This window comes from Phenylobacterium sp. (assembly GCF_030654915.1).
In the GTDB taxonomy this organism is placed as follows: Bacteria; Pseudomonadota; Alphaproteobacteria; order Caulobacterales; family Caulobacteraceae; genus Phenylobacterium.
Window position 1 is genome coordinate 22400 of the sequence record NZ_JAURWM010000386.1, and the last position, 11158, is coordinate 33557.

Annotated in this window: 9 protein-coding genes; 4 read left to right on the forward strand and 5 right to left on the reverse strand. The window is 68.7% G+C overall.

Annotated features, from left to right (window positions below; translation table 11 throughout):
• Positions 1–74: 74 nt before the first annotated feature.
• The 3 genes from Q7T84_RS20075 to Q7T84_RS20085 are packed head-to-tail and all read right to left on the reverse strand — an operon-like array spanning position 75 to position 5358.
• Positions 75–1241, reverse strand: a complete 1167-nt coding sequence (locus tag Q7T84_RS20075) for an MFS transporter (RefSeq protein ID WP_304812640.1) — start codon at positions 1239–1241, stop codon at positions 75–77.
• The gene (locus Q7T84_RS20080) at positions 1238–4330 is read right to left on the reverse strand and encodes an efflux RND transporter permease subunit (RefSeq protein ID WP_304812642.1); all 3093 of its coding nucleotides are present in this window, start codon (positions 4328–4330) and stop codon (positions 1238–1240) included. Before Q7T84_RS20080 ends, Q7T84_RS20075 begins: the two co-directional genes overlap by 4 nt.
• Entirely contained in the window at positions 4327–5358 is a 1032-nt protein-coding gene (locus Q7T84_RS20085; protein WP_304812644.1) for an efflux RND transporter periplasmic adaptor subunit, read from the reverse strand. The genes Q7T84_RS20080 and Q7T84_RS20085 overlap by 4 nt, the downstream gene beginning before the upstream one ends.
• Before the next feature lie 153 nt (positions 5359–5511).
• Between Q7T84_RS20085 and Q7T84_RS20090 the strand changes: the two genes are divergently transcribed.
• Positions 5512–6150 (forward strand): TetR/AcrR family transcriptional regulator, encoded by a 639-nt coding sequence (locus Q7T84_RS20090; protein WP_304812649.1) that lies wholly within the window; start codon positions 5512–5514, stop codon positions 6148–6150.
• Between the two features lie 6 nt (positions 6151–6156).
• Here Q7T84_RS20090 and Q7T84_RS20095 read toward each other — a convergent pair whose 3' ends face one another.
• Positions 6157–7548, reverse strand: coding sequence for an L-serine ammonia-lyase (locus tag Q7T84_RS20095; RefSeq protein ID WP_304812653.1), 1392 nt, complete (start codon positions 7546–7548; stop codon positions 6157–6159).
• A gap of 87 nt (positions 7549–7635) precedes the next feature.
• Here Q7T84_RS20095 and Q7T84_RS20100 point away from each other — a divergent pair, with 87 nt between their 5' ends.
• From Q7T84_RS20100 to Q7T84_RS20110, 3 genes are all read left to right on the forward strand, one after another.
• Entirely contained in the window at positions 7636–8184 is a 549-nt protein-coding gene (locus tag Q7T84_RS20100) for a GNAT family N-acetyltransferase (protein ID WP_304812656.1), read from the forward strand.
• 239 nt (positions 8185–8423) lie between these two features.
• Positions 8424–9620 (forward strand): alanine racemase, encoded by a 1197-nt coding sequence (locus tag Q7T84_RS20105; RefSeq protein WP_304812659.1) that lies wholly within the window; start codon positions 8424–8426, stop codon positions 9618–9620.
• Between the two features lie 69 nt (positions 9621–9689).
• Complete coding sequence (locus tag Q7T84_RS20110; protein ID WP_304812662.1) at positions 9690–10802, forward strand: S-(hydroxymethyl)glutathione dehydrogenase/class III alcohol dehydrogenase; 1113 nt, start codon at positions 9690–9692, stop codon at positions 10800–10802.
• On the opposite strand, the gene Q7T84_RS20115 is transcribed toward Q7T84_RS20110, so the two are convergent.
• A partial coding sequence (locus Q7T84_RS20115; RefSeq protein ID WP_304812664.1) for a hypothetical protein occupies positions 10799–11158 on the reverse strand: 360 nt, incomplete at its 5' end. The genes Q7T84_RS20110 and Q7T84_RS20115 overlap by 4 nt on opposite strands.

Below are 11158 nucleotides of genomic sequence, written 5' to 3' on the forward strand. Positions count from 1 at the left end.
TCATACGCCAAGACTGGCCGGAAGCGGAGGTCTTGTCATCTCTCAGATCCTCCCCCGCGGGGGGCGGAGCTCCCTCAGGCCGGGGCCACCTGCTTCACCCGGCCCGACGTCGCCGCCCAGAAGATCGCACCGGTGACGGCGACGACCATCGCCGCCGAGGTCAAGGCCGGAGCGTTGTAGTTGGTCAACATCGCGCCGCCGAGCCCGCCGCCAAGGCCTTGCCCGAAGGATGCGGCCGACCCGTTGAGGGCCAGCGCCATAGGGGCCGCGGTTGGGAGGGCCTCCACCAGCCGCGTCTGGACGACGGGCATGATCGAGAACAGCGCCGTCGCCGCGATCAAGATCGCCAGGCAGACCACCGCGTAGGTGGGCACGCCGGCCGGCGCGCCGCCCAGCAATTCGATCTCGTGAAGGCCGGCGGCGACGGCGAGGGCCAGGAAGCCGAGGGCGACCGACAACCCGCCCTTGCCGCGGTCGGCGCTGCGGCCGCCGAGCCAGAGGCCGATGAAGCTGCCGACGCCGATCATCAGCTGAAAGGCTCCGACGCCCGCGCCGGTGATCCCGGTCTGCAGGCGGATGATCGGGGCGATGTAGGTCGAGATGGTCATGTTGGCGCCAAAGGCCAGGAAGGTCGCGGCCCACAGCGGGGCGGCGACGCCGATGGCCAGCTTGCCGCCCTTGATCGGGGCCGGCGCCTGGACACGGGGAATGAAGACGGCGACGGCCGCGAAGGCGATCACCGACAGCAGGGCCGAGAGGGCGAAGGTGGAGCGCCAGCCGAAGGCTGCGCCGACGACGCTGCCCAGCGGAATGCCCAGCAGGAAGGCGATGGTCATGCCGCCCATCACCGTGGCCATGGCCGATCCGCGCCGCTCGGGCGCGACCAGGCTGGCGGCCATGGTCGAGGCGGCTGGGCCGGCGAGGGCGGCGATGCCGCCAAGGATGGCGCGCAGCACCAGGAGCTGGCTGAAATTGGCCGCGAACATGCAGAGCAGGCTGAAGACGATGGCGGCGCCCAGGGCGGTGAGCAGAACGCCCTTACGCTCCCTTCGCCCCAGCAGCATGGCTAGCGGCGGGCCGGCCAGGGCCGAAGTCAGCACATAGGCGGTCTGGAGCTGCCCCACCGCACCGGTGGAGACGCCGAGATCGACCGCCATGGATTCCAGAAGGCCTGCGAAAATGAAGGCGCTGGATCCGAATGAGAATGTTGAAAGGGCTAAAACAAATACACGTGGGTTCATGCGGCCTGAGCTTCGACGTCAACTTGCTCCAAGTCGACTGAGTTCTTCTCTTCGCCCCTTGAGAGAAGCCAATAGGTCACCGGCGTGGCGACCCGGCTGAGCAGGGTCGAGGTGACCAGTCCGCCGATGATGGCGATGGCCAGGGGCGAGTAGAGGCCCGATCCTTCGAACGCCAGCGGCAGCAGGCCGCCGATGGCGGTGACCGAGGTCAGCAGCACCGGCAGGAAGCGGACCTCGCCGGCCTTCTCGATGGCCTGGCGCAGGCCGATACCGTCCTTGCGAAGTTGCTCGGTGAAATCGACCAGCAGGATCGAGTTCTTGAACTCGATGCCGATGAGCGCGATCAGGCCGATGGTGGCGGTGAAGGACAGCGAATTGCCGGTCAGCCAGAGCGCGGCCACCGCGCCGAACAGGCCCAGCGGAATGACGCCGGCCACGACCAGGGCCGTGCGGAACTTGCCGAACTCCAGCACCAGTATGGCCAGGATGCCGAAGATCGCGATGAGGATCGCCGCACCCAATCCAGCGAAGCTTTGCGACTGCGCCTCGGCCTGGCCGCCCATCGACAGGCGATAGCCGGCGGGCAGCGGCAATTCCTTGGCGAGCCGCGCCTCGACGTCGGCGGTGACCTTCGAGGTCAGGTGGCCGGTCTGGACGTGCGCGGTGACGGTCACGGTCCGCTGGCGATCATAGCGCGTGATGCGCGCGGGGCTCGACTGGAAGCGGGGCTCGGCGACGGCGGCCAGCGGCGTCGACTGGCCGTTCTGGGTCGGGACATAGACCTGGCCCAGGGCCGAGAGCTCGTTGCGCCCCTCCATCGGCAGGCGCACCCGCACCGGGTAGTCATCGCCATCGGGGTCGCGATAGCGGGCCGCGTCCTCGCCCGACAGGGCCAGGCGCGCGGTGCGACGCGCGCCGCCGGCCGGCACGCCCAGGGCGGCGGCCTTGGCTTCGTCGACGCCAAGATCGATGTCGGTGCGGTCGAGGCGCAGAGGGTTATCGATGTCGCGGGTTCCGGGCGTGGTCTTCAGAATGTTCTCGGCGCGGGCGGCCAGGGTCTTGAGGACGCCAAGGTCCTCGCCGGTGATACGCACGGCGATCGGCGCCTCTATCGGCGGGCCGTTCTCGAAGGTGACGACGCTGATGCGCGCGCCGGGATAGCGAGCGAAGTCGGCGCGCAGCTTATCGAGCACGACCTCGCTCTTGCCAGGTTCCCACGCCTTCAGCGCGGCGAACACCTCGGCGTAGTTGGTCTGGGTTTCACGCTGCTGCTGATTGTAGAAGATCTGCGGATTGCCGCGGCCCAGATTGGCCGAGGTCCACTTGATCTGCGGGACGGCGGCCAGGCGCTTTTCGACATAGCGCAGAGCCTGGTCGGTCTTGGCCAGGGCCGTGCCGTCGGCGGTCTCGATGCGGACCAGGAACTGCGGCGTCTCGGCGGCGGGGAACAGACTTGATCCGATCGCGCCCAGCATGGGGATCGTGGTGGCGCAGATCGCCGCGATGATCGCGAAGGCGGCCCACGGCCTCGTCAGGGCCCGATGCAGGACCGGGGTGTAGAAGCGGTGGATCGCGCCGTTCAACGCCTGCAAGATGGCGTTGCCCTCCGGGTCCTCGTGCCGCGACAGCATGCGGCTGGCCAGGAACGGGATGATGGTCAGGGCCACGACCAGCGAGGCTCCGACCGTGCAGAGCACCGTCACCGGTAGCGAACGGATATAGGCCCCCGACCCGCCCGGTAGAGCGAGCAGCGGCAAGAATGCGAACATCAGGGTGGCGGTGCAGCCGATGACCGCCATGGTGATCTGGCGCGTCCCGTTGATCGCCGCGTCGATCCGGCTGGCCCCCTGTCGCAGGTGGCGGGCGATGTTCTCGGTGACGACGATGGAGTCGTCGACCACGAGGCCCAGGCTGAGCACGAAGCCGGCGATGGCGAGCTGGTTCACCGTGAAGCCAAGCGCCTGCAACAGGGCCAGGCCGATCAGCAGCGACAGCGGGATCGACAACATCACCACCCCGGCGGCCCGGAAACCGAGCGGCAGCAGAGTGACCATGACAATCGCGAGCGCCAGGCCGAAGTCGCGGAACAGACGCGACAGCCGATGCTCGACATTGTCGGCCTGGACGAAGCCGCGTTCGAGCTTCACCCCGGCCGGCAGGATCTTCTCGAAGTCGGCCAGGGCGGCCTCGACACCCTGGGTGACCTTGGCGACGTCGGCGCCGTCCTTCTGGGTGACGGTCACGAAGACCGCGCGTTGGCCGTTGAAACGGGCCAGGTGGCTGGCCTCCTGCTCGGCCCAGGTGACGGTGGCGACGTCGCGAACGCGGACCACCTGGCCATCGAGCGCGCGGACCGGCGTGTCGGCCACGGTGGCGAGGTCTCGGAAGGCGCCGCCGGCCTTGACGTTGAAGCGTCGGTCACCGGCGTGGGCCGCGCCAATGGGCGTCTCGGCGCCCGCCGCGCGCAGGGCGTCGGCGACGGCGGTGGGGGGAAGTTGTAGGGCGGCCAGGCGCGGCAGGTCCACGGCGACGCGAACCTCGGAGGCCGGCGCGCCCCAATAGCGGGCCTCGCGCACGCCGGGCGCGCGGTCCAGGCGTTCGCGCAGATTGTCGGCCAACTTCTCAAGCCGGCGCATCGGCAGGTGATCGCTGACCAGGGCGACCTGGACGATGGCCACCTCGGTGGTGCGCGCGCGGCGAACTTCCAGGCGAGTGAGGCCGGCCGGCAGGTTGGGGCGCAGCGCGTTCACCTCCCGCACGACCTCGTCGTACTTGCGCTCGGTGTTGACGCTCCAGTCGAACTCGACGCTGACCACCGCCGCGCCGTCGAGGCTGGTGGAGGTGATCTTGGTGACGTCGTCCAGCCCGTCGAGGGCGTCCTCGATCGGATCGGCGACCAACTGCTCCATCTCCGCCGGCTCGGCGCCCGGCAGCACCGCCTGGACGATGACGACGGGGATCGGGAAGTGCGGGTCCTCGGAGCGCGGCGTGGTCATCAGGGCGTTGACGCCCAGCATGATCAGCAGGGCGAACGCGACGAGCGTGAACTGCCAATTGCGGACCGCGAAGGCGGCGATGTCGAATTTCACCGCGCCGCTCCGGCGCTCGCCACTTCCAGCCGCGTCGGATCGACGACCTGGACCTTCTCGCCGTCGCCGACGAAGCCGGCCCCGGCAGTGATTACCCGGGCGTGAGGCGGCAGGCCGGTGATCAGGGCGTCATCGCCGTCGAAGCCGCCGAAGGCCACGGGGCGGCGACGCGCCACGTCCTTTTCGACCACCAGCACGAAGGCCTGCTTGCCCTTGGCTTCCAAGATCGCCTCGGCGGGGATGCGCGACAGGGTGGGCGTGGCCGAGCCGCCGACCGAGATTTCCGCCGTCGCCACCTGACCCGAGCGCAGCGGGTGGACGCCGATCAGCTCGATCTCCACGTCCACAGCGCCGGTCTGGGGGCCGGCCCGCTCACCTACCCGGGCGACACGTCCGGGCACGACGGCGGGGAGGCCGTCGATACGCACGCTGGCGCTCTGGCCGACGCGGACGCGGGACACGTCGCGATCGGCCAGGGGCGCGCGCAGGGTGAGCGGGCTGGTTTCGTCGGCGATGCGCAGCACCGCCTGTCCCGGTTGAACGACTTCTCCGGCCTGGGCGGTGCGTTGCAGCACCACGCCGCTGGCGGGAGAGACCAGGCGCGCCCAGCGGCGGTCAAAGGCCGCGGCCCCGGCCCCGGCTTCGGCGGCGCGCAGCGCGCTCTTGCGGTCGTCCAGGCGTTGGCGCGAAACGAAGCCTTTCTCGAACAGGGTCTGGTCGCGTGCCAGATCGCGACGCGCGCGCTCGACCTCGACGCCGGCCCGAACCTCCGCAGCCGCGACCCCGGCCGGATCGAGCGTGGCTAGCACCTGGCCCGCGCGGACCACGTCGCCATCATCGACGTCGAGCGCGGTGATCACGCCGGGAATGCGAAAGGAGAGCGTCATCTCGCGTCGGCGTTCGAGCGTGCCGGTGGCGATCAAGGTGGAGCTGTCGGCGGGCGCGCGGACCAGGACCGCCTCGACCGAGGCGGGGGGAGGCACCTCGGCGACTTTCTCGGCTTTGCCGCAAGCGGCGGTGGCGGCCAAGCTGGCGGCCGCCACCGCACCGGCGCGAACGAGGCGTGGTCTCTGAAAACGCCTAATCCGCACCGGTATCTCCATAACCAATCAATGATAGGTGATCAGTGATCGATAATGTGGGATTGTCAAGCGGGTGACGCTCATGACAGGCATACAAGAATGAATACGCCCGCCTCACGCTCACCTCGGAAGGCCAAGGGCCAAGGGGCCGAGCGGCGCGAGGAGATCCTCGCCGCCGCGCTGAAACTGTTCACGGAGTTTGGGCTCTACGCGGTCTCGACGCGCCAGATCGCCCAGGCGGTCGGGATCTCGCAACCGACGCTCTATGCCTACTTCCCGACCAAGGACGACATCGGCCGCGAGCTGCACGGCCGCGCCTTCGCCCTGTTGGCGCAAAGCCTGGCGGCCGGTGATCGGGGACCGATCGTGTCGCCCGAATGCCTGATGGAGATGCTGCGGATCTATATCGACTTCGGCCTGAAGCACCCGGAGATGTATCGGATCGCCTTCATGTCCGAGAGCGTCCAGATCAAGGCGTGGTGGAAGCCCCAGGACGTGACCCTGTCACCCGAAACACAGTCGACCTACGGCGTGCTGCTGCGCGAATTATCCGACCTGCATGGCCGCGGCCTGACGGTGGACGTCGAGCCGGCCGCCCTGACCCAGAGCGTGTGGTCCAGCATGCATGGGCTGGTGTCGCTGCTGATCGCCAAGCCGGCCTTCCCCTGGGTGGAGCGCGAAAAGCTGATCTCCAGCCATTTGCGGCTGATGGCGCGCGGGGTTTGGAAGGCCCCTTAACGCCTGTCAGCACTCGACCACGTTGACGGCGAGACCGCCGAGCGAGGTCTCCTTGTAGATTTCGCTCATGTCTTCGCCGGTGCGCTTCATGGTGGCGATCACCTTGTCGAGCGAGACGGTGTGCTGGCCATCGCCCAGCAGGGCCAGGCGCGAGGCGTCTATGGCCTTCACCGCGCCCATGGCGTTGCGCTCGATGCAGGGGATCTGCACCAGCCCGCCGATCGGATCGCAGGTGAGGCCGAGATTGTGCTCCATGCCGATCTCGGCGGCGTTCTCGATCTGCTGGTTGGTGCCGCCTAGCGCCGCGGTCAGGCCGGCGGCGGCCATCGAGCAGGCCACGCCGACCTCGCCCTGGCAGCCGACCTCGGCCCCGGAAATCGAGGCGTTGCGTTTGTAGAGCGCGCCGATGGCGGCGGCGGTCAGCAGGAAGGTTCGCCGCCCCTCGGCGTCACCGCGATAGAAGCGGTCGTAGTACCGCAGCACCGCCGGCAGCAGGCCGGCCGCGCCGTTGGTCGGGGCGGTGACCACACGGCCGCCGGAGGCGTTCTCTTCGTTGACCGCCAAGGCCCAGAGATTGACCCAGTCGAGAGCCGCGAGCGGATCGGAGATGTTGCGTTCGACCTTGCTCATCAGCTCGGTCAGGATCTGGCGGGCGCGGCGGCGAACGTTCAGGCCGCCCGGCAAGCAGCCCTCCTGGCGCACGCCGCGGTCGATGCAGGCCTCCATGGCCGTGAAGATGGCGTCGAGCCCGGCGTTCACTTCGTCAGGCGCCCGAACCGCCGTCTCGTTTGCGAACATCAGCTCGGCGATGGTCAGGCCCGCGGCCTGCGCTTGGTCCAGGAGTTCGGCGCCTGAGGTGAAGGGATAGGGTAGGGGCAGGGCGCGGATCGGCGGCGCATTGGCGGCCATCTCGTCCTCGTCGACGACGAACCCTCCGCCTACGGAGAAGTAGAGCCGCTCGGCCAACAGGGCCTCGCCGGCGAAGGCGCGAAACACCAGGGCGTTGGGATGCTGCGGGACCCGCGTGCGGCCCTGCCAGAGGATGTCTCGCGCCTCGTCGAAACCGATCTGCGGCCCTTGGGCCCCAAGTTGCAGCAACCCGGACGCGCGGATCGTTTCCAGGGCGGCGTCCGCCGTGTCGGGATCAATGGTGGCGGGGACGAAGCCGGCCAGGCCGAGGATCACCGCCCGGTCGGTGGCGTGGCCGCGGCCGGTCAGGGCGAGCGAGGCGTAGAGCGCGATCTCGACCCTCGTCGCCTGGGCCAGAAGTCTTTGGCCTGCCAAGTGCTCCAAGAAGCGACCGCCAGCGGTCATCGGACCCATGGTGTGGGAGCTAGACGGCCCCACGCCCAACGTGAACAGATCGAAAGCGCTGGCCATGCAGCGTTGGTACGTCATTGCGCCAACTGCGCCAAGCCGGGGCACGTGCTGGCGCTCCCCAAGCGGCTACGTGACGCTGGCGCGCGATTTCGCTAGGTCTGGGGGATGAGTAAGCCCCTGAGTTCGCCGCTGAACGCGCGCTTGGCGACCGCCGCCGATATCCCCGCCCTCACGGTGCTGATGGACCGATCCATCAGCCAGTTGCTGCCGGCCTTCCTGTCGCCGGAAGAGGTCGCCGCCTCGCACGAGATCATGGGGCTGGACACCCAGCTGATCGCCGACGAGACCTATTTCGTCATCGAGTCTAGCGGTGTCATCGCGGGTTGTGGCGGCTGGAGCCGGCGCGCGACCCTGTTCGGCGGCGACCACACCAGCGGGCGAGACGCGGCCCTGCTCGATCCGGCGAGCGAGGCGGCGCGAGTGCGGGCCATGTACACCGATCCGGCCTTCACGCGTCGGGGCGTCGGGCGGTTGATCCTGTCGCTTTGCGAGGAGAAGGCGGTCGTCGAGAGCTTCAAGAGCTGCGAGATGGCGGCGACCCTGGGCGGCGAGCCGCTTTATATCGCCTGCGGCTACCACCGGATCGAGCCGTTCGAAGCCGAAACCTCCAACGACGTGCGCGTGCCGCTGGTGCGGATGGGCAAGGCGCTCTGAGGGCGGGGAAACGCCACGGCGCATGAGCTTCTCCTCTCCCTTGGGGGCCTAGGCCCCTCACCCGATCGGCTGTTGAGCGCCGCCATGCGTCGCCCCCTCACCTAGCCTCTCCCGAGGGAGAGGGACTTCATCGTCGCCCTGGGGCCGCTAAGCCAAAGACCTGACCCGACGCTTTGCGGGTGGCGCCGGGCGGCGAAACCCTTTCATCTGGCGGCCGCGATTTCAGATGAGGGACGCCGATGGGGCCGCCGACCGACTTCCAACCGCCGATGACGCCCGCCCTGGTGGTGCGCCGCGCCGCCCTGGAACAGAACCTTGCAGCCATGCAAGGGCTCTGCGACGCCGCCGGCGTGAAGCTGCGGGCGCACGGCAAGATGCACAAATGCTCGACGCTCGGCCGCCGTCAGGTGGAGCTGGGCGCTGTGGGCCTGTGCTGCCAGACGGTGGGCGAAGCGCAGACCTTCGCCGCCGCCGGGGTCGCCGACCTGCTGATCACCTCGCCGCCCGGCGCGTGGGGCGCGGCCCGGATCGCGGCCATCGCCAAGGCGGGCGTGCGCATCGCTGTCGTGGCCGACGACGAGATCCAGATCGCGCGGCTTTCGAAGGCTGCGTCCGAGGCCGGCGTCACCGTGGGCCTGGTGGTCGATATTGACCTTGGCACCCATCGCACCGGCGTTCCGCCCGAGCAGGTCGCGGCGCTGGCGAAGGTCGCGGCCGGTTCGCCGGGCCTCGAATATCGCGGCATCCAGGCCTATCTCGGCCACCTGCAACACATGGCTGAACTGGACGAGCGCCGCGCCGCCTGCGCCGTCACCCGCCAACGGCTGGGCGCCCTGGTCGGTGAACTGACCGAGGCGGGTCTAAAGCCGGGCGTCGTCACCGGCGGCGGCACCGGCACCTATACCGAGGACCTGGCCTCGGGCGTGTTCACCGAACTGCAGGCCGGCTCCTACGCCTTCATGGATGTCGAGTACGAAGACTGTGGCGCGCCGGACGGCCAGGCCTGGGCCTTCACCCAGGCGATGTTCCTGGCGGCCAGCGTGGTCTCGGCGCGGCACAAGACACACGCGGTCTGCGACCTGGGACTGAAGGCCCACTCCGTCGATGGTCCTCCGGCCCGGGTCGCCTCGGGCGCGCCGGCCGGGGCGCGGTGGCGGCCTATGGGCGACGAGCACGGGGCGATCTTCCATCCGCGGATGATGGGTGTGCTGCGGGCGGCGGGCTCAGGGCCGTTGGCCTTCGCGACCGCGATCTCCCAAACCGACGAGGACGCCGCCATCGCCTGGCCGGACGACGCGCCCAAGGTTGGCGACATCGTCTGGCTGCAGCCGGGCCACATCGACCCGACCATCAACCTCTATGACGCGATGTATGTCGTGGACGAGGCCGGCGGGGTCGAGGTCTGGCCGATCGACGCCCGCCGCACCGCCCGCTGACCCACAAGGGGTTTTCCTCCCCGGCGCCGCGGCGTAGGGGAGGGGACCACGCCAGCCCACGAGGACGCCATGAAGACCCGCGCCGCCGTCGCTTTCGAAGCCAAGAAGCCGCTCGAGATCGTGGAGGTGGACCTGGAAGGCCCCAAGGCCTTCGAGGTGCTGGTCGAGATCAAGGCCACGGGTATCGGCCACACCGACGCCTACACTCTGGACGGCCTGGACTCCGAGGGCCTGTTTCCCTCGATCCTGGGCCATGAAGGCGCCGGGGTCGTGCTGGAAGTCGGCCCCGGCGTGACCAGCGTCAAGCCGGGCGACCACGTCATCCCGCTCTACACACCCGAATGCCGCCAGTGCAAAAGCTGCCTGTCGCGCAAGACCAACCTCTGCACCGCGATCCGCGGCACCCAGGGCAAGGGCCTGATGCCGGACGGCACCAGCCGCTTCTCGTACAAGGGTCAGACGATCCACCACTATATGGGCTGCTCGACCTTCGCGAACCACACGGTCCTGCCGGAGATCGCGGTCGCCAAGATCCGCGACGACGCTCCCTTCGACAAGGCTTGCTACATCGGCTGCGGCGTGACGACGGGCGTGGGCGCGGTGGTCAACACCGCCAAGGTCGAGCCGGGCGCCAACTGCGTGGTCTTCGGCCTCGGCGGCATCGGCCTCAACGTGATCCAGGGCCTTAAGATGGTCGGCGCCGACATGATCATCGGCGTCGACATCAATCCGGACCGCGAGGCGTGGGGCCGTAAGTTCGGCATGACCCACTTCGTCAATCCCAAGGACATCGGCGGCGCCGACGTCGTCGCCCATCTGGTCGCCCTGACAGACGGCGGCGCCGACTACACCTTCGACTGCACCGGCAACACCACGGTCATGCGCCAGGCGCTGGAAGCCTGCCATCGAGGCTGGGGCGAGAGCGTGGTCATCGGCGTGGCCGAGGCGGGCAAGGAGATCTCCACCCGCCCCTTCCAACTGGTCACCGGCCGGGTCTGGAAAGGCTCCGCCTTCGGCGGCGCCCGCGGCCGCACCGACGTCCCGACCATCGTCGACTGGTACATGGACGGAAAGATTCAGATCGACCCGATGATCACCCACGTCATGCCGCTCGAAGACATCAACAAGGCCTTCGACCTGATGCACGCGGGAGAGAGCATCAGAAGCGTGGTGGTGTTTTAGGGGGACGGAAAGAGCAGGGGGGAGAGGCCTCGGTTGGAGTCATGGCGACCCGCTTCGTCGGCGAGGTGCGAGCTGGTGATGCCGGCGCCGTAGCCGGCGATCTTCCCTACGTCTTCCTTTCGCCACTGGTCATGGCGGTATCTCTCTTCTCCGTACTCTGCTTTTGCCCGCTTCTGTTGTTTTGAAAGCTTCGCCCATTCGCCAAACTTGGCCTCAACGACGTGGCCCGCCGCTGTTACGTGATCTGCAATAGTTCGACCCCCACCTTTCAGCAGGATTTCCCTGCCAATCGCCGCCGGCATTTCCAACCTCGCCAGGGTTTTGGCTAGAGAGAGCGTCTCACCTAGGTCTCCCTT

Bases quoted from the DNA above. Each gene is read 5' to 3' on its own strand.
- Q7T84_RS20075 (WP_304812640.1), bottom strand. From the start codon at position 1,241: ATGAACCCACGTGTATTTGTTTTAGCCCTTTCAACATTCTCATTCGGA.
- Q7T84_RS20090 (WP_304812649.1), top strand. From the start codon at position 5,512: ATGAATACGCCCGCCTCACGCTCACCTCGGAAGGCCAAGGGCCAAGGG.
- Q7T84_RS20095 (WP_304812653.1), bottom strand. From the start codon at position 7,548: ATGACGTACCAACGCTGCATGGCCAGCGCTTTCGATCTGTTCACGTTG.
- Q7T84_RS20100 (WP_304812656.1), top strand. From the start codon at position 7,636: ATGAGTAAGCCCCTGAGTTCGCCGCTGAACGCGCGCTTGGCGACCGCC.
- Q7T84_RS20105 (WP_304812659.1), top strand. From the start codon at position 8,424: ATGGGGCCGCCGACCGACTTCCAACCGCCGATGACGCCCGCCCTGGTG.
- Q7T84_RS20110 (WP_304812662.1), top strand. From the start codon at position 9,690: ATGAAGACCCGCGCCGCCGTCGCTTTCGAAGCCAAGAAGCCGCTCGAG.